17 protein-coding genes are annotated in these 17648 nt (G+C 71.2%); 7 read left to right on the top strand and 10 right to left on the bottom strand.

From position 1 onward, the window contains the following. Positions 1-5 precede the first annotated feature (5 nt). Together AB0C12_RS23065 and pdxH are read right to left on the bottom strand one after the other, a co-directional pair. Positions 6-1253 (bottom strand): MFS transporter, encoded by a 1248-nt coding sequence (locus AB0C12_RS23065; RefSeq protein WP_360551947.1) that lies wholly within the window; start codon positions 1251-1253, stop codon positions 6-8. 71 nt (positions 1254-1324) lie between these two features. Continuing rightward, positions 1325-1981, bottom strand: a complete 657-nt coding sequence (pdxH, locus tag AB0C12_RS23060; RefSeq protein ID WP_360551070.1) for a pyridoxamine 5'-phosphate oxidase — start codon at positions 1979-1981, stop codon at positions 1325-1327. 175 nt (positions 1982-2156) lie between these two features. On the opposite strand from pdxH, the gene AB0C12_RS23055 reads away from it, so the two are divergent. The 3 genes from AB0C12_RS23055 (at position 2157) to AB0C12_RS23045 (ending at position 5735) form a co-directional block, all read left to right on the top strand. Then, complete coding sequence (locus tag AB0C12_RS23055) at positions 2157-3263, top strand: citrate synthase 2 (RefSeq protein WP_360551068.1); 1107 nt, start codon at positions 2157-2159, stop codon at positions 3261-3263. Positions 3264-3292: 29 nt separating this feature from the next. Further along, on the top strand, positions 3293-4414 hold the full coding sequence (gene serC, locus AB0C12_RS23050; RefSeq protein WP_360551066.1) for a phosphoserine transaminase: 1122 nt from the start codon (positions 3293-3295) through the stop codon (positions 4412-4414). A 139-nt stretch (positions 4415-4553) separates the two neighbouring features. Next, positions 4554-5735, top strand: coding sequence for a histidinol-phosphate transaminase (locus AB0C12_RS23045; protein WP_360551064.1), 1182 nt, complete (start codon positions 4554-4556; stop codon positions 5733-5735). Here AB0C12_RS23045 and AB0C12_RS23040 read toward each other — a convergent pair. Further along, on the bottom strand, positions 5732-6178 hold the full coding sequence (locus tag AB0C12_RS23040) for a GNAT family N-acetyltransferase (protein WP_360551062.1): 447 nt from the start codon (positions 6176-6178) through the stop codon (positions 5732-5734). The genes AB0C12_RS23045 and AB0C12_RS23040 overlap by 4 nt on opposite strands. A gap of 209 nt (positions 6179-6387) precedes the next feature. Here AB0C12_RS23040 and sepH point away from each other — a divergent pair, with 209 nt between their 5' ends. After that, positions 6388-7473 (top strand): septation protein SepH, encoded by a 1086-nt coding sequence (gene sepH, locus AB0C12_RS23035; protein WP_360551060.1) that lies wholly within the window; start codon positions 6388-6390, stop codon positions 7471-7473. Here the strand turns inward: sepH and thpR are convergent, their stop codons facing one another. The 3 genes from thpR to AB0C12_RS23020 form a co-directional block, all read right to left on the bottom strand. Beyond that, the gene (gene thpR / locus AB0C12_RS23030; protein ID WP_360551059.1) at positions 7474-7956 is read right to left on the bottom strand and encodes an RNA 2',3'-cyclic phosphodiesterase; all 483 of its coding nucleotides are present in this window, start codon (positions 7954-7956) and stop codon (positions 7474-7476) included. Between the two features lie 17 nt (positions 7957-7973). Next, positions 7974-8429 (bottom strand): hypothetical protein, encoded by a 456-nt coding sequence (locus tag AB0C12_RS23025; RefSeq protein WP_360551058.1) that lies wholly within the window; start codon positions 8427-8429, stop codon positions 7974-7976. Between the two features lie 84 nt (positions 8430-8513). Further along, positions 8514-9779 carry an MFS transporter gene (locus AB0C12_RS23020; protein WP_360551057.1) on the bottom strand — a complete coding sequence of 422 codons (1266 nt, stop codon included), beginning with the start codon at positions 9777-9779 and terminating at the stop codon, positions 8514-8516. Positions 9780-9801: 22 nt separating this feature from the next. Between AB0C12_RS23020 and AB0C12_RS23015 the strand changes: the two genes are divergently transcribed. Continuing rightward, entirely contained in the window at positions 9802-10476 is a 675-nt protein-coding gene (locus AB0C12_RS23015; RefSeq protein ID WP_360551056.1) for an FCD domain-containing protein, read from the top strand. A 2-nt stretch (positions 10477-10478) separates the two neighbouring features. Here the strand turns inward: AB0C12_RS23015 and AB0C12_RS23010 are convergent, their stop codons facing one another. The 3 genes from AB0C12_RS23010 to AB0C12_RS23000 form a co-directional block, all read right to left on the bottom strand. Further along, on the bottom strand, positions 10479-11795 hold the full coding sequence (locus AB0C12_RS23010) for an MFS transporter (protein ID WP_360551055.1): 1317 nt from the start codon (positions 11793-11795) through the stop codon (positions 10479-10481). Positions 11796-11895: 100 nt separating this feature from the next. Further along, positions 11896-12342 carry a MarR family transcriptional regulator gene (locus AB0C12_RS23005; protein ID WP_360551053.1) on the bottom strand — a complete coding sequence of 149 codons (447 nt, stop codon included), beginning with the start codon at positions 12340-12342 and terminating at the stop codon, positions 11896-11898. A 104-nt stretch (positions 12343-12446) separates the two neighbouring features. Further along, on the bottom strand, positions 12447-13925 hold the full coding sequence (locus AB0C12_RS23000; RefSeq protein ID WP_360551051.1) for an NCS2 family permease: 1479 nt from the start codon (positions 13923-13925) through the stop codon (positions 12447-12449). Between the two features lie 223 nt (positions 13926-14148). Between AB0C12_RS23000 and AB0C12_RS22995 the strand changes: the two genes are divergently transcribed. Further along, positions 14149-14361 (top strand): DUF2530 domain-containing protein, encoded by a 213-nt coding sequence (locus AB0C12_RS22995; RefSeq protein ID WP_360551945.1) that lies wholly within the window; start codon positions 14149-14151, stop codon positions 14359-14361. Here the strand turns inward: AB0C12_RS22995 and AB0C12_RS22990 are convergent. Beyond that, the gene (locus AB0C12_RS22990; RefSeq protein ID WP_360551049.1) at positions 14358-15179 is read right to left on the bottom strand and encodes a DUF3027 domain-containing protein; all 822 of its coding nucleotides are present in this window, start codon (positions 15177-15179) and stop codon (positions 14358-14360) included. The two genes, AB0C12_RS22995 and AB0C12_RS22990, sit on opposite strands and share 4 nt — an antisense overlap. Before the next feature lie 102 nt (positions 15180-15281). Here AB0C12_RS22990 and AB0C12_RS22985 point away from each other — a divergent pair, with 102 nt between their 5' ends. Further along, positions 15282-17420 carry an MFS transporter gene (locus AB0C12_RS22985; protein ID WP_360551047.1) on the top strand — a complete coding sequence of 713 codons (2139 nt, stop codon included), beginning with the start codon at positions 15282-15284 and terminating at the stop codon, positions 17418-17420. Positions 17421-17648: the final 228 nt, after the last annotated feature.

Below are 17648 nucleotides of genomic sequence, written 5' to 3'. Positions count from 1 at the left end.
TGACATTATCGGTTGTCCTCCCCGGCGGCGGGGGGACGGTAGCGAAGCAGGGCGGGGAAGGCCAGCGCGAGCACCACGGCGAGCCCGGCAGCGGCGAACCCGCCACCCGCCCACGAGGCCGTGGGCCCGGCCACGTCGGCGGTGGCACCGGCCCGCAGATCACCCAGCCGGGGACCGCCGGCCACCACCACGGTGAAGACGCCCTGCAGCCGGCCACGCAGCCGGTCGGGTGCGAACGTCTGCAGGATCGACTGCCGGTAGACGGCACTGACCAGGTCGGCCGCGCCGCCGACGGCGAGCAGCAGCACCATCAGCCAGAGCGAGTGGGCCAGGCCGGCCAGCCCGACCGCGATGCCCCAGCCGACGACGGCGATGACCAGGGCGACCCCCTGCCGCTTGATCCGCCCGATCCAGCCGGAGGTCAGCCCGCCGAGCACCGAGCCGATCGCGATGGCGGCGAAGAGCCAGCCCACGGCCGAGCCGCCGCCGAAACGGTCCTCGGCGATCTCCGGGAACAGCGCCCGCGGCATGGCCAGCACCATCGCGACGATGTCCACCGCGAAGGAGAGCAGCAGCACCGGCTGGCCGGCCAGGAACCGCAGGCCGTCGGCGATGCCGCGCAGACCGGCGGTGGGCCGGGCGGTGCCGCCGTCGTCATGCACCGGCGGGATCGGCGGCAGCCGGTAGGTGGCCCAGAACGAGATGGTGAACAGCACCGCGTCGACCGCGTACGCGATGGTCACGCCCGTGTCGGTGGACCAGGCGCCGAAGATCAGGCCCGCGGCCAGCGGGCCGAGGACGCCCCCGGCGGTCGTGGTCGTGTAGGCGAGGGTGTTCGCCGCCGGCACCAGCTCGCCCGGCACGATCCGCGGGATGATCGCCTGCCGGGCCGGTGAGCTCACCGCGAAGCCGGCCGACTGCACGGCGGTCAGCGCGAGCAGCACCCACGGGCTGTGCAGGCCGAGCAGCGCCTGCCCCAGCAGGCCGGCGGTGGCCACCCAGGCCAGCGTGGAACTGGCCAGCAGCAGCTTGCGGCGGTCCACCACGTCGGCGGCGGCGCCGCCCCACAACCCGAAGACCAGCAGCGGGACCAGAGCGGCGATCCCGAGCAGGCCCACCCAGGCGGAGGACCGGGTGATCGAGAACATCTCAACCGGTACGGCCACCGAGGTGAACTGGAAGCCGAAGTACGCGACACCGTTGCCGATCCACATCCGCCGGTACGCCGTCCCGCGCAGCGGCCGGACGTCGATGACCCAGCTGCGGCGCCGTTCCTTGACGGCTTCCCCGGTGACCTGACTCGCGGCCTCGACCGGCTCCTGGCTCACGGAGCGAGCCGCTCGACGACCCACCCCGTGCCCGTACGGCGGAAGCGCAGTCGGTCGTGCAGCCGGTTGCTGCGGCCCTGCCAGAACTCGACCGTCTCGGGGATCACCCGCAGCCCACCCCAGTGCGGCGGGGGCGGCACCGGCCCCTCGCTGCCGAACCGCTCGACGGCGGCGGCCAGCCCGGCCTCCACCGCGGCCCGGTCGGGCAGCACCTGACTCTGCGGGCTCGCCCACGCGCCGAGCTGCGAGCCGCGCGGCCGGGTCGCGAAGTACTCCTCGGTCTCGGTCCGGTCCACCCGCTCGACGGCGCCGGCCACCAGCACCTGCCGCTGCATCGGGAACCAGGGGAACACCAGGCTCGCCGCCGGGTTGCTCAGCGCCTCGGCGCCCTTGCGGGAGGTGTAGTTGGTGAAGAAGACGAAACCGCGGTCGTCGTAGCCCTTGAGCAGGACCGTACGGGCGCTGGGCCGGGCCGCCGGGTCGGCCGTGGCGACGATCATGGCGTTGGGCTCGGGCAGGCCGGCCGCGCTGGCCTCGGCGAACCAGTGGGCGAACTGGCTGGTCCAGTCCGCGGCCAGGTCGGACTCGAGCAGCGCGCCCCGCTCGGTGTAGTCGCGCCGCATGCCGGCGGGCGACAGGGATTCCGGGGTCACACGCTCTCCTTATCCGAGATTGACCAATCGAACCTAAGTCCCGGACGGGGGCCCGTCCCCTCGGCGAGGATAGGTGTCGCCGACAGCACATTTCCGCGGGTCGACCACCGGGTCACCCAGCGGGCAAGATGAAACACCCACGGCTTTGTCCAGCCGGGACCCCAGGAGGCGCATCGTGTCCGATTTCAAGCCGGGCCTGGAAGGCGTGATCGCCTTCGAGACGGAGATCGCCGAACCGGACAAGGCGGGCGGCGCGCTGCGCTACCGGGGCGTCGACATCGAGGATCTCATCGGTCACGTCTCGTTCGGCAACGTCTGGGCCCTGCTGGTCGACGGTCGCTTCGGTCCGGGGCTGCCGCCGGCCGAGCCGTTCCCGGTCCCGGTGCACTCCGGTGACATCCGCGTCGACGTGCAGTCCGCGGTCGCCATGCTCGCGCCGTACTGGGGGCTCAGCCAGCTGCTCGACATCGACGAAGGCCAGGTCCGCACCGACCTGGCCCGGGTCTCGGTCACCGCGCTGTCGTTCGTCGCGCAGGCCGCCCGGGGGCTGGGCCTGCCGGCCGTGCCGCAGAAGGACATCGACAAGGCGCACACGATCGTCGAGCGGTTCATGAAGCGCTGGCGCGGCGAGCCCGACCCTCGGCACGTCAAGGCGGTCGACGCGTATTTCATCTCGGCGGCCGAGCACGGCCTGAACGCCTCCACCTTCACGGCCCGGATCGTCGCCTCGACCGGCGCTGACGCGGCGGCCTGCATCTCCTCCGGCATCGGCGCGCTCTCCGGCCCGCTGCACGGCGGCGCCCCGTCCCGGGTGCTGCACATGATCGAGGCCGTCGAGCGCAGCGGCGACGCGGAGGGTTACGTCAAGGGCGTGCTCGACCGCGGTGAGCGGCTGATGGGCTTCGGCCACCGCGTCTACCGCGCCGAGGACCCGCGCGCCCGCGTGCTGCGGCGCACGGCCAAGGAGCTGGGCGCGCCCCGCTTCGAGGTCGCCGAGGCCCTGGAAAAGGCCGCCCTGGCCGAGCTGCACGCCCGTAAGCCCGACCGGGTGCTGGCCACCAACGTTGAGTTCTGGTCCGCGGTCGTGCTGGACTTCGCCGAGGTGCCGTCGCACATGTTCACCTCGATGTTCACCTGTGCCCGGGTGGCGGGCTGGAGTGCCCACATCCTCGAGCAGAAGAGGCTGGGCCGCATCGTGCGTCCCAGCGCCCTCTACGTGGGACCGGAGCCGCGCAAGCCCCAGGACGTCGAGGGCTGGGACGCGGTGCCGCATAATCTGTAACGGCTGACTGACCCTCTGGAAGGACCCCCGTGGCTGACCCGATCCGGATTCCCGACGACCTCAAACCCGTCGACGGGCGGTTCGGCTCCGGGCCGAGCAAGGTCCGTCCGGAGGGCGTCGAAGCGCTGTCCCGGGTGGCCACCAGCTACCTGGGCACGTCGCATCGCCAGCGCACGGTCAAGGACCAGGTGGCCCGGCTGCGGGCCGGCATCGCCCAGTTCTTCTCCGCCCCGGACGGCTACGAGGTGATCATCTCCAACGGTGGCACCAGCGCCTTCTGGGAGACGGCGGCGTTCGGGCTGATCCGCGACAAGGCCCAGTTCGCCGAGTTCGGCGAGTTCGGCGCCAAGTTCGCCAAGGCGGTCCGCGACGCGCCGTTCCTGGCCGAGCCGACCGTGCACAAGGCACCCGCCGGCAGCGCGGCCTACCTGACCGCCGAGGCCGGGGTGGACACCTACGCCAGCGTGCAGAACGAGACGTCCACCGGCGTGGCGGTGCCGGTGCGGCGGGTGGCCGGCGCCGACCCGGGTGCGCTGGTCCTGACCGACGCCACCTCGGGCGGCGGCAGCATCGACGTCGACCTGACCCAGACCGACGTCTACTACCTGGCCCCGCAGAAGGCATTCGGTTCGGACGGCGGCCTGTGGATCGCCCTGATGTCACCGGCCGCGATCGCCCGTGCCCACGAGATCAAGGAGTCGGGCCGCTACATCCCGCAGTTCCTGGACCTGGTCACGGCGATCGAGCAGTCCCGGCTGGAGCAGACCTACAACACCCCGGCGCTGGCCACCGTCTTCCTGGCCGCCGAGCAGGTCGACTGGATGAACGCGCAGGGCGGCCTCGGGTGGGCGGCCAAGCGCAGCGCCGAGAGCGCGGCGGCCATCTACGGCTGGGCGGACCGCTCGGAGGTGGCCAGCCCGTTCGTCACCGACCCGGCGCTGCGGTCCCACGCGGTGGCCACTATCGACTTCGCCGACAGTGTGGACGCGGCGCAGCTCGCCAAGGTGCTCCGGGCCAACGGCATCGTGGACACGGAGCCGTACCGCAAGCTCGGCCGAAACCAGCTGCGCATCGCGCTGTACCCGACCGTGGACCCGGCCGACGTGGAAGCGCTCACCCGCTGCATCGATTACGTCATCCATAAGTCCTGAACGATCCCGCGGCGTCGCCCGTACTGACGGGCGGCAATGTCGCCGGACTCGGGAGGCACGGATGGCACGGACGGGTATCGATACCTCGATCCTGCACAAGGGTGCACACAGCGCCTCTTACTTCGACCTCTCTCGTAGCATGAACGACGGCGCCGAGATCGTGGACTTCTGCATCCCGTGCAACCCGTACTTCCCCACCCCGGAGATGTTCGACGAGCTGTCCCGCGACCTGAAGAACATCCTGAAGTACTACCCGAGCGACTCGGCCAGCATCACCAACAAGCTGGCCGGGGTGCTGGGCCTGCACCCGCAGACCGTGGCGATGGCCAACGGGTCCACCGAGCTGATCACCTGGATCGACCATCTCCTGATCAAGGAGAGCGTCGCGATCCCGATCCCGACGTTCGGCCGGTGGACCGACCAGCCACTGGAGACCGGCAAGCGGGTCGACATGTTCCCGCTGCAGGAACGCGACGGCTTCCGGCTCAACCTGGAGGACTACGTCCGGTTCATCCGCGACCGCGGCTCCCGGGTCGCGGTGGTCTGCAACGTCAACAACCCGGACGGTTGCTACCTGGCCCGCCGCGACGTCATCCGTTTCATGGACGCGCTCGGCGACCTCGACCTGGTGGTCATCGACGAGTCGTTCATCGACTTCTCCGACGCCGAGCAGTACCCCTCGGTCGGGCCGGACGCGGTGATCCGGCCCAACACCGTCGTGCTCAAGAGCCTCGGCAAGAACTTCGGCCTGCACGGCATCCGCTTCGGCTATCTGATGGCCAACCCGGCGATCGCCGGCAAGATCGCCAAGGTGCTGCCCAAGTGGAACCTGAACTCGCTGGCCGAGAAGGTCGTCTACATGATCGAGGACCACCAGGACGAGTACGAGGACAGCCTGCGCCTGCTCAGCCGCGACCGCCGCGCGATGGCCGCCGAGCTGACCCGCATCCCGGGGCTGACCGTCTTCCCGTCGCAGGGCAACTTCATCCTGGTCAAGTTGCCGACCGAGTGGTCCGGCGTGGCCCTGCGCGACTACCTGGTCGCCAACCACGGCGTCTACACCCGCGAGTGCGGCAACAAGCTGGGCATGATTAGCCAGTTCATGCGCCTGGTGGTGCGACCGACCCGCGACGTGGACCGGCTCATCGACGGCATGCTCGACTACGGCCGGCAGTTCCGAAGCCGGCTCATGTACGAGGAGGACCCGCTGGAGCCGGCCCGCCGCTGGGCCAGCACCGTGGAGGAGGAACCGGACAACTTGATCCAGTACCCGGCCCACCGCACCACGGAGTACGCCGGCCGCCGCGCGGCGAACGGCTAGCTCGAGCGGACCATGACGAGTTCGCCGTGGTCCAGCTCACCGGTCTCGACGAAGCCGGCGGAACGGTAGAGCTTGCGGGCGCTCTCGTTGGACGGCACGACACTCAGGCGGACCCGGTCCACGCCGCGCTCGCGGTGGATCCACGCCACGGCGGCCTCGAGCGCTTCACGACCCAGCCCGCGGCCCTGGAACTGGTGGGCGATCATCAGGCGCACGATGCAGTGCCCCTCGGCGGGCTTGTCCTTGTCGATCGGGTGGAACAGCACGAAACCGACCGCCTCGTCGCCGGAGTACACCGCCCGGGGGTCCGCGTCGGGGTAGACGTAGGTCTCGGCGATGCTCCGGACGTTGGGCGCCACGAAGTCCGACTGATCCGGGCGTACCTCCAGCTTGATGACGGTCCGGAAGTTCTCCGCGGTGATCGGGCGCAACTCGACGGTCATGCCGTCTTTGTAGGCCTGCCCCACGCCGACCGCAACGCCTTATCGCCGCCGGAGATCGTTGAAGATCATCTCTGCAGGTCAATGACTTTGACGGCGTGGCATACCCCCATCGAGTGACCGGGGCGCGTACCGTGTTCCGAAACGCGCCCGGGTGGCTGACTCTCGGGAGCACAGGCCAGACAGCGGCGAGCACGGGACGGAGGCAACGCATGCGGCCGGTACGCTTCGTGGCCCTCTCCGAAGATGGTCAGGCCCTGGTGCTCGCCGACGAGGTCGGCCGGCTCCTGGCACTCCCGATCGACGACCGGATCAGCGGTGCGCTGCAGGCCGACGGCACCCCGCACCCGGTCGGCACGGCCGTGGCGGTGGCGAACGCCGAGGTGATGGCGTCCCTGTCCCCCCGCGACATCCAGGCCCGGATCCGTTCCGGCGAATCGGCCGAGGACGTCGCCCGGGTGGCCGGGGTCCCGGTCGATCGCGTCCTGCGCTACGCGGGTCCGGTGCTGCAGGAGCGGGCCATGCTGGCCCAGCACGCGCGCCGCACCCGCCTCAAGACCTCCGACTCCGGTGCCCCGCTGGCCGAGGTCGTCGACAGCCGGCTCGCCCAGCACGGCATCGACACCGAGAAGATCTCCTGGGACGCGTTCCGCCGTGAGGACGGCACCTGGCGCATCGTCGCCACGTGGCCGTCCGGCAAGGCGACCGCCCAGGCGATGTGGGATCTCGACAAGGGCCGCCAGGTGGTGGCCCCGCACGACGACATGGCGCAATACCTGTGCGCCGAGCGCCCGACCCAGATCCTGGGCCAGGAGCCGGTGCCGGAGCGCACCCCGCACGAGCGCGGCGGCCACGGCCTGCCGGGTCCGTCGCGGATCAACGAGCCGGCCCGCGGTGGCCGGGGCCTGCCCGCCGCGTCCGACGCGCCGCGGCAGACCCGTGACCCGATCCGGGCCGGTCGCGACGCCCTGCTGGCCTCGCTGGACCGTCCGCTCAGTGGCCAGGGCTCAGGCCGCGGCCTGGAGCCGGCCGCGCAGGAGTCGCGCCGGCCGGTCGCCGGTGGCGCGGCGGCCTTGCTGGGTGGCGGCGCCGGTTCCGCGTTCGACGACGACGCCGACCTGCCCAAGGAGGTCCCGGCCGTGCCGAGCCTCGCGGTTCTGCGCCCCCGCCGCACGGTGGGCCAGTCCCAGGGCGGCGACTCGACCGACTCCGAGGAGACGGCGAAGCCCCGCAAGCGCCTGCCGAGCTGGGACGACGTCCTGTTCGGGGGCGGCCCGGCGGCCCGCGAAAGCTCCTGATCACCAGCTCTTCAGCGTGACGTAGCCCTCGCCCGGAACACTGTGGACGAGGGCTATCTCATGCAGCGGCCACGACGGGCCCGCATAACCGTCGAGGGCCAGCCTGACCACGGGATCATCCCGGTACGCCACAGTGAGATGCGGCGTGAACTCCCGCTCCACCAGTCCGAGCCGTCCCGAGACGTCCCGGTGCAGCGCTGCCAGGTCCCCCTCGACGCCGGCCCACAGCACGGTCGACCTGCCTCTACCGAAGCGCCCACCACCTCGCAGCCGCAGCACGACACCGCGGGGCACAGTGACCCCGTCGAGCGCCCGCTCCACGTCGGGCAGCCGTTCCTCCGCGACCTCACCGAGGAACGCCACCGTGATGTGCCAGCGCTCGATCGGCGTGAGCCGCACGGGCCGGTCGCCGCCGCCGGTCAGGCGATGGCGCAGGTCCCGGCACACGTTTTCGGGTGGATAGATCGCCACGAAGAGCCGCACGCTGCGACTCTAAACGTCTAGACGGCGCGCAACCGCAGACCCGCGGCGTGCAGCAGGCCCTCCACCCGGACGCGTTCGATCTCGCGGTCCATCCCGTCGAGCTGGGCGAGATGCTCGGTGAGCCCGAGGGACCGGCTGGCCATGGCGAGCCGCTGATCGTAGGCCCGCAGCACCGCGGTGAGCCAGGCGACCGAGTCGATGGTGGGGGAACTGCGCCGCTGCCGGTCCAGCCGGCGCAAATCGGCGACGAGCTCATCCATGCTCGGCGCAAAGTCGGGCGGCCGCAGCTCCAGCTCCGCGACGGAAAGCTCCCGCTCCAGACACCGCAGGGCGCGAACATCCCGCCGCCCGCCCCGGCTCCAGAAACGACGGGCGACCAGCTCGTCGGCGCAGACCACGACCGCGACGGCACACGGCAGACACAGCAGCGCGAGCAGCGCCGTCGCGAGCACAGCTATGTGCGTGATTGCCACGGTCTGACGCTAAGGCAGCCGTTGAGGAAACGGAGAGGGCCGTTCGGATGACCCGGTCTGCCATACATATCCACAGGTTTGTCCTCAGCCGATCTGCCGGTCCCGGCCGGCCAGCACCCCGGCGATCATCTGCGGCACCATGAGAAACGTCAGCAGGGCCAGCGGAATCCGCCAGCTGCCGGTGTGGTCGTAGAGCACGCCGACCACGATGGGCCCGGGAACGGACAGCAGATAACCGGTGCTCTGCGCGAAAGCGGACAGCCGCGAAACGGTGGCGGCATCCCGGCCCCGCAACGCGATCATGGTGAGGACCAGCGGGAACGAGCAGTTGGCCACGCCCAGCAGGACAACCCACAGCCAGGGGGCGGCGGCCGGGTCGAACCACAGGCCGGCGTAACCGGCGATGCCGAAGAGCCCGATGAGGACCGCAATCCCGCTCTGCCGGGGCAGCCGGCCGGCGAGGGTGGAAAGAACAAAAGACAGCGGTACGCCGAGCAGCGCGGTGACCGCGAAGAGCAGACCGGCGGTACGCGCGGAGAGCCCGGCATCCCGGAAGATCTGCGGCAACCAACCCATGATCACGTACGCGACGGTCGACTGCAGCCCGAAGTAGACGGCGAGCGCCCACGCGATCGGCTGCCGCCGCAGTTGCAGGGTCCCCCCGCCAACCCCGGCCACCGGCGTTGTGGCCTCCGCGGCAGCGGGATCCAACGTGACCTCACCCGACGCGGACCCGGCCGGCGCGGGCTGGCTCGGGGTGCGGTCGCGGGCGAGCAGAATCCAGGCCGGCAGCGCCGCTGCCGCGATCACGGCCCACACCCCCAGCCCGAGCCGCCAGTCACCGCCGAAGACCCCGGCGGTCAGCGGAACCGTCACCGCCGCCGCGGTCGAGGCGCCGAGGTTGAGCGCGACCGAGTACAGCCCGGTCATCGCACCCACCCGGTCCGGGAAGCGCTGCTTGACCACCACCGGAAGCAGGACGTTGGCCAGCGCGATGCCGGCCAGGGCCAACGCGGTCAGCGCGAGGAACGAGCCGGTCCCCCCGGCAAAGGGCCGCACCGCCAGGCCGAGCGCCAGCGCGGTGGTGCCGAGCGCGATCACCCCGCCGGTCCCCCATCGCCGGGCCAGCAGTGGCGCAGTCGAGCCGACCAGCGCAAAACAGACCGCCGGCACCGACGTGAGCAGGCCGGCCACAGCCGCACTCATGCCGAGACTGGCCCGCACCTCCTCCAGCACCGGCCCGAGACTGGTCACGGCGGGACGCAGGTTGATGGCCACCAGCACCAGCCCGACGACCGCGAGCGGACGGATCTTCACGCCGGTACGCGGCTCGGTGCTGGTGCTCGTCATGGACCCATCATAGAATCATGGGATGAATCTGAGTCCAGTGTCGCGGGGCACAGCTCTCTCCGACCAGGTGATCGCGCGGCTGCGGATGCAGATCACCTCGGGTGCCTGGCCGGTCGGCTCCCGCATCCCGACGGAGCCGGAGCTGGTGGCTCAGCTCGGCGTCGCGCGCAACACTGTTCGCGAGGCGGTCCGCGCGCTCGCCCACAACGGCCTGCTCGACATCCGCCAGGGCTCGGGCACCTGGGTGATCGCCACCAGCGAACTGGCCGGAGTCATGCAGCGCCGCTTCGCGGCCGCGAACCCGGCCGACGTGACCGAGCTCCGCGGCACGCTGGAGGCCGCTGCAGCCGGCTTCGCGGCCCGCCGTCGCACCGACGAGGACCTGCTCCGGCTCGACGACCTGCTGGCCCAGCGCGAACAGGCCTGGACGTCCGGCGACCGCGACGCCTTCGTCGACGCCGACACGGCATTCCACCAGGCGGTGGTCGCGGCTTCGCACAACGAGGTCCTGATGGAGCTGTACGCCGACCTGGGCCAGGTGATCCGCGATTCCCTCCGGGACCACTTCGGCGCCCGGCTGAGCCCGGAGGAGTACATGGACCACACCCGCCTGCTCGCGGCAATCCGCGCCGAGGATCCCGCGCTGGCCACCACCGAAGCGGCCGCCCACACCGGAAGCTGCGAAGCCGCCCGCTGATCTCAGGCGGCGACCGTGCGGGCCGGCTCGACCGGCGCCGGCTGCTGCACCGGCTCGTCGATCTCCTCGTTCTCGTCCGGCGTCGTCCGGACCAGCGTCAGCCCCGGCCTGGAGCCACCGTGCAGCGACAGCCGGTCCCCGCTGGTGCGGAGCTGCCAGACCAGCGCCACGACCGCCGCGACCAGGCAGAAGATCCCAGCCGCCCAGATGCTCGACGGGACGCCGAAGTGCTCGCCCCACCACCCGGCCAGCGACGCGCCGATCGGGGTCGTGCCCAGGAAGACCAGCACGTACAGGGCCATCACGCGGCCGCGGTAAGCCGAGTGCAGGCCCATCTGGACCCGGTGGTTGGCCGCCTGGGCCAGGTAGATCGAGAAGAACCCGGTCGGCACCAGCAGGATCATCGCCACGATGAAGTTGGGGGCGAAGCCGACCGCCACCTCGAAGACCGCGAACGCCAGCGCCGCGCCCAGGACGACGTACACCCCGGGCCGGCTGCGGCGGCCGCTGCCCGCCAGCGCGCCGCCGAGCGCGCCCACCGCCAGGGCCGTGGTCAGCAGGCCGAAGGTCGACGGGCCGGCGTGGAAGTTGATTTTGGCCAGGGCGGCCAGGGTGACCGGGAAGTTGAAGCCGATCATGCCGACCGCGGCCATCAGGGCGATCGGGAGCAGCAGGTCGTGCCGCTTCCAGACGTAGCGCAGGCCGTCGGCGATGCGGGTGTCGTCCGCGGACGGGCGGGTCATGGAGCGGTGCAGTTCCTGCGGGCGCATGGCCAGATAGCTGAAGATCGGCGCGACGGCGAGGGCGGTGGCGATCAGGAAGACCGGGCCGGTGTCCAGCAGAGCCAGAGCCACGCCGGCCAGGGCCGGGCCGCCGATGCGGGCGGTGTTGAACGTCGCGGCCGACAGGGCGAGGGCGTTCGGCAGCAACGGCAGCTCGACCAGTTCCGAGACGAAGGACTGGCGCACCGGGGTTTCGATGGCGTTCGCGATGCCGAGCAGGGAGGCGAACAGGAACACGTGCCAGAGCACCACGACGCCGCTGGCCACCAGGATCGCGAAGAGGATCGCGGTAACCGCGAAAGCGGCGTTTGCGCTGATCAGGAGCTTGCGCTTGTCGAAGCGGTCGGCGAGCTTGCCGGCCCACAGGGTCAGCAGCAGGACGGGCAGGAACTGCAGGGCGGTCACTATGCCGAGGGCGCCGGGCGAGTTGTTGGACAGGTTGAGCACCAGCCAGTCCTGCGCGGTGAACATCATCCACACGCCGACGAGCTTGACCAGCTGCCCGGTCGAGAACAGCCGGTAGTTTCGGACCTGCATGGACCGGAATGTCGTGCTCAGCACTGCCCGCACTCGGGTTGCGCCTCCTCATCAGCCGTACGCGTCATCGCGGTGTGACGGAGGCTGCGGGTGCGCTCGCTCAGTTGCGGGCGACCTGCCGCAGGATCTGCGCGGCCCGCTCGAGCGTGTCGCGTTCGTCCTCGGTGAGCTCGGCCAGCTGAAGGGCCAGCCATTCGTTGCGCGCCTTCTCGAACTGGGCGTAGACGGCCCGGCCCTCCTCGGTCGCCGCCAGGATCACCTGGCGGCGGTCGGTCGGGTGCGGCGTCCGCGCGACCAGTCCGCGCTCCTCCAGCTTGCCGACGATCTTGGTCATCGTCGGTGGTTGCACCCGCTCGACGTCGGCCAGCTCCCGTGGGGTCAGCGCGCCGGCCAGTTGCAGGCTGGTCAGTGCCGAGAGCTGGCTGAACGTGAGGTCGCCGACCGCGCGGGCCTGCCGCAACCGCCGGTTGAGCCGCATGATCGCTTCGCGCAGCGAAATGGCCAGTTGCTCGGCTGTAACCCGCTCCGCCACCGACCGCTCCATCACGTTTCTTAGCCTAGCTAATGAGCTTGGCTAACGACATGCCAACGGCTATGACCGTGGTCACCGGGCACGCTAGCGCACCCGGTGACCACTCCGGGCCGCCGCCGTCAGAGCAGGATCGACTCCAGCGGACCCCGCAGGAAGTACAGGACGAACAGCACCGCGACGCCGTACAGCAGGGGGTGGACCTCCCAGGCCTTGCCGACCGCCACCTTGATCACGACGTAGGAGATGACCCCGGCGCCGATGCCGTTGGAGATCGAGTACGTGAACGGCATCAGCGTGATCGCCAGGAACGCCGGGATGGCGATCTCGTAGTCCGTCCAGTCGATCTGCCGGACCGCCATCATCATCAGGAAGCCGACCACCACCAGCGCCGTCGACGCCGCCTCGAACGGCACCACCGTGACCAGCGGGGCCAGGAACATGGCCAGCAGGAACAGCACGCCGGTGACCAGGTTGGCCACGCCCGTACGGGCACCCTCGGCGACACCGGACGCGCTCTCGATGAACGAGGTGTTGCTCGACACGCTGGCCGCGCCCCCGGCCGCCGCGGCAACCGAGTCGACGAGCAGGATCTCCCGCGTACGCGGGGGCATGCCCTCCTCGTCCAGCAGGCCACCCTCCTGGCCGACCGCGACCATCGTGCCCATGGTGTCGAAGAAGTCGGTGATCAGCAGGGTGAAGATGAACATCAGCACGACCAGCCAACCGGCCCGGCCCCACGAGTCGAAGACGTTGAACTTGCCCAGCAGCGACAGATCGGGCGTGTCCACGATCTTGTCGGGCAGCGCGGGCACGTTCAGCGACCAACCGCTCGGGTTGGGCTTGCCGTCGACGAATGACGGGCCGACCTTGGCGATCGCCTCGACGATGATCGCCAGCACCGTGGTGACCAGGATGCCGATCAGGATCGCGCCCTTGACCTTGCGGACGAAGAGCACCAGCGTGATCAGCAGGCCGATGCAGAAGACGAACAGCGGCCAGGTCGCCAGCTTGCCGCCGAGGCCGAGCTCGACCGGGACGGTGGTGCCGGCGGCGTCCGGGATGCGCCGCACGAAGCCCGCGTCGACCAGGCCGATGATCATGAGGAACAGGCCGATGCCGACGCCGATGGCCGTCTTCAGCTGGGTGGGCACGGCCCGGAAGACCGCGGTACGCAGCCCGGTCAGCACCAGGACGGCGATGATCACACCCTCGATGAAGACCAGGCCCATCGCGTCGGCCCAGGTCATCTCGGGCGCGATCTCGTACGCGACCAGGGCGTTCACGCCGAGGCCGGCCGCCAGCGCCAACGGGAAACGCGCCACGACGCCCATCAGGATCGTCATCACGCCGGCCACGAGTGCCGTACCGGCCGCCAGGGCCGCGACGGGCAGCTTGCCACCGACCGCGTCCACGCCCGCCGCCAGGATCAGCGGGTTGAGCACCACGATGTAGGCCATCGTGAAGAAGGTGGCGAGACCACCGCGAACCTCCCGGCCGACGGTCGAGCCGCGGGCCGAGATCTCAAAAAATCGATCAAAACCGTTCTTCGGGGTACGCCCGGACGCGTCAGCATCCGTCTCGGCAGCAGCAGTGGACATTCGCGCCTCTCCACAGGACCTACAGGGGTCGATGGGCGCATCAAATCAGAACGCTGACCTCGGCAAAAGTCAGGAACTGTTACAACTGTCACGAGGGCCCACGAAGGATCTCCGCGGCCGTAGTCTGATGGTCGTGGCCGACCTGTCCCCCGCACCCGAACACCCGCACGGCCTCGAGGCAGTGACGGGCACCAAGCCGCGCCCCGAGCCGCTGGATCCGCCGATGGTCCCGTTCGCCCTGGCCGGCATCGCCGCCTTCACCGTGGCGGGAGTGATCCTGTTGCTGGCCGGCGCGCCGGAGAGCTGGCTGTGGACGTGCCTGGCCGGTGTGCTGTGCGGCATCCCGGGCCTGCTGACCATGCTGCGCCACGACGCCAACCGCAAACGCCGGCGTGCGCTCTCGCACCCCGAGTTCAAGGTGACCGAAACGGCCTAGCTGTGGCCGTACGGCTCCGCGGGCTCGCCGGCCTCGACCGAGCCGGGGGCGCGGCTGACCGCGACCGCCTCGACCTCGCTGTCGTCGTAGACCGTCGGCAGCTCCTCGACCGGCTGCTCCGTCGCGCCGAGCAGCGCCTCGGAGTGGGCGCCGCAGCCGTGGTCGGCACTGACCGCCTTGGCGTCGTCGGGGGCGTACAGGTTGCCGCACACGCCGAACATGCGGCGCAGCGAACCGGCCAGCGGCAGGTAGAAGCCGCAGGTGCCGCAGCGGGCGTTGCGCGGGGCGGCGGTGGAGATGGGCGCCTCGGGGCCGGCGTCGCCGTCGTACCAGCGCTGAGCGGTCTCGATCCGGCCCTCGCGGGACATCACGCGCGAGCGGCCCAGGCCGAGCTCCCAGGAGACCTCCTCGACGGCCGGGTCGTCGCTGAGCACGTACCCGGGGGCGAGCCGCTCGTCGTCCGGCGCGGTCGGCATGAGGTCGCCGACGCCCAGGTCGCCCGCCTGCACCCGCTCGTTCCAGGGCACCCAGGCCGGGGCGAGCATCGCCTCGGGGCCCGGCAGCAGCACGGTCTCGCAGACGGTGACGTGCCGCGAACGCGGCACCCGGGTGACGGTGACGGCCCAGCGCCAGCCCTTGTAACCGGCCAGGTGGCTCTCGAAGAAGTGCGTCACGACCCGGTCGCCCTCGGCCACCGCTTCGAGATGGTCACCGATGTCACTCGGCTCCACTTCGGTGATGGCACCCCGCGCAACCCCGACAGCATCGGCACAGACCTGGTCGAGTCGGGCAGCACGCACTGAGGTCCTGGTCGTCACGTCTCCATTGTCCCCTACTCGTGGACGGCCGACGCAGCGACTCCCCCAGATCTCCGCGCCCGGGAGGGGACGGAAGTCGCCTCGATGCGACAGGATGGGGCGATGCCGCTGCTTCCCACCATCGGACGCACCGTCGGCACCGGCGTCAAGGCCCTGCGGATGCTGGTGCGGGGATCCCTGCGCGGCAGCGCCTGGGCCACCCGCCGGGTCGGCGACGCCCGGGCCCGCGGCGCGGCCAACGAGGTCGGCATGGTCCGGCTCTTCGACCTGCACGCTGTCTCCTGCGCGGGCGACACGCTCATCGCGATCGGCCTGGCCGGCACGATCTTCTTCAACGTGCCGCTGGGCGAGGCCCGCAGCAAGGTCGCCCTCTATCTGCTGATCACGATGGTGCCGTTCGCCCTGCTGGCCCCGGTGGTGGGCCCGCTGCTGGACCACTTCCGGCACGGCCGCCGGTACGCCCTGGCGGTGACGATGCTGGGCCGGGCGTTCCTGGCGTACGTGATCTCCGACAACCTGCTGGGCTGGGGCCTGTACCCGGCGGCGTTCGGCGTGCTGGCGCTGTCCCGCGCGTACGGGGTGGCCCGCTCCGCCGCTGTGCCCCGGCTCCTGCCCAAGGACATCGGTCTGTCCCAGGTGGGCGCCCGAGCGAGTGTCTACGGCACCTTCGCGGGGGCGGTGGTCGCACCGATCGGGCTGGCCGCGTTCTGGTTCGGTCCGCAGTGGCCGCTGCGGGTGGCGTTCCTGATCTTCCTGGTCGGCGTGGTGATCTCCCTGCGCCTGCCCCCACGCGCCGACTCCGACCCGCCGGAGGCGGTGCCCAGGCCGTTCCGCACGATGCTGCGGCTGCGCCGCGGCGAGGACCGCCCGCTGTCGGGCAAGCTGGTGATCGCCACCCTGATCGGCAGCGCAAGCTTCAGATGCCTGTACGGCTTCCTGCTGCTCTACTTCGCCTTCGCGGTCAAAGCAGGCTCCCTGGGCACGACGTTCTTCGGCCGCGATATCGGCAGCCAAGGCGCGGTGGCCCTGGTCGGCGGCTCACTGGCGGTCGGCACGTTCCTGGCGACAGCGGTCGGCACCCGCCTCCGCATCCGCCGACCAACAGCTCTGCAGTCGAGCGGCCTGACGATCACGGCCGGAGTGGCGGTCCTCACAGCGATCTTCTTCACACTGCCGATGGTGGCGCTGCTGTCCCTGGTGGCCTCGATCTTCAGCGGCATCTCCAAGCTGACGGTCGACGCGAGCATCCAGGAACGCGTCCCGGAACGGCTGCGGGCGAGTGCTTTCGCGCACTCGGAGACGGTGCTGATGATCGCCTGGGTGGTGGGCGGCGCGGTCGGCATCATCCCGCTGAACGGCCGGCTGGGCGTGTCGGTCATGGCGGCATTCGCGGTGGTGGCGGCGGTACGCGGAACGATCGTGGCCGGGCGCCTGCACAAGGAGCGGCTGCACGGGCGGCCGGAGGTGGCGATGGAGGAGCCGGGGGTCGAGGGTGGTTCGCCGGCTGAGGTGATTCCGACGTCGCCGGCTCCGGCTGGGGCCTCGACCGGCCGGCCACCGGGAGGCACCGGGGCGCGGGGCCGACCGGCTCCTGGCCCGCATTCGGCCACGCCGGCCGGCCCGGGTTCCGCTGCGCCGGCCAGCCGCGGTTCGGCCACGTCGGCGGGCTCGGGTTCGGCCGCGTCGGCGGGCTCGGGTTCGGCCGCGTCGGCGGGCTCGGGTTCCGCCACATCTGCGGGCTCGGGTTCGGCCGCGTCGGCGGGCTCGGGTTCCGCCACATCTGCGGGCTCGGGTTCGGCCGCGTCGGCGGGCTCGGGTTCCGCCGGGTCGGCGTCGGCGGCGGCTGCGGAGTCGTCGGCTGAGGCGGCGTCCGGCCGATCCACGTCGCAACGGACGGCCGGCGGCCAGTCCGGCGACGGGAAGGCGGAAGCGAGCCCGGCGAGGCGTCGCCTCTTCTCGCGATCCAGCTCTCGGAAGGCTCCGACGGTCACGCCCTCCTCACCCGCGTCGCCGTCCGGAGCAGTGGCGGGGGCGGACGCAGGCCCGACCGTGCCGAGCCGGCCGGGTTCCGTGGACAAGACGGGGTCCACCCTCGGAGCCGGGTCCCGCCGCGGCAAGGGAGTGGGTGGGGAAGGCGGCCCGGAAGAGCCCAAGGACGATCTGGCACCACCCGGCTTCCACATCTACCGGCCGTCATCGGCCACGAACGGCAACGGCTCCCGCGACGAGCCCACCCCGTGACGCCAGACCAACCGGCCCAGCCAAGCCGGCCCGCGCAGGCCGCCCGATCAAGCCAGTCCGGCCAACCAGGCCGATCCGGGCAGCCAGGCCGACCCGCGCAACCAAACCACCCCGCGCAGCCAAACCAGCCCGCCGAGCCAAGCCACCCCACCGAGCCAAGCCACCCCGCGCAGCCCAACCACCCCGCGCAGCCAGACCACCCCAGCGAGCCAAGCCGGCCCGCGCAGC

Origin of the sequence: Actinoplanes sp. NPDC048967, assembly GCF_040649415.1 — a bacterium.
In the GTDB taxonomy this organism is placed as follows: Bacteria; Actinomycetota; Actinomycetes; order Mycobacteriales; family Micromonosporaceae; genus Actinoplanes.
The sequence above is the reverse complement of the archived record's forward strand: the minus strand, read 5'-3'. Positions and strand labels throughout refer to the sequence as shown.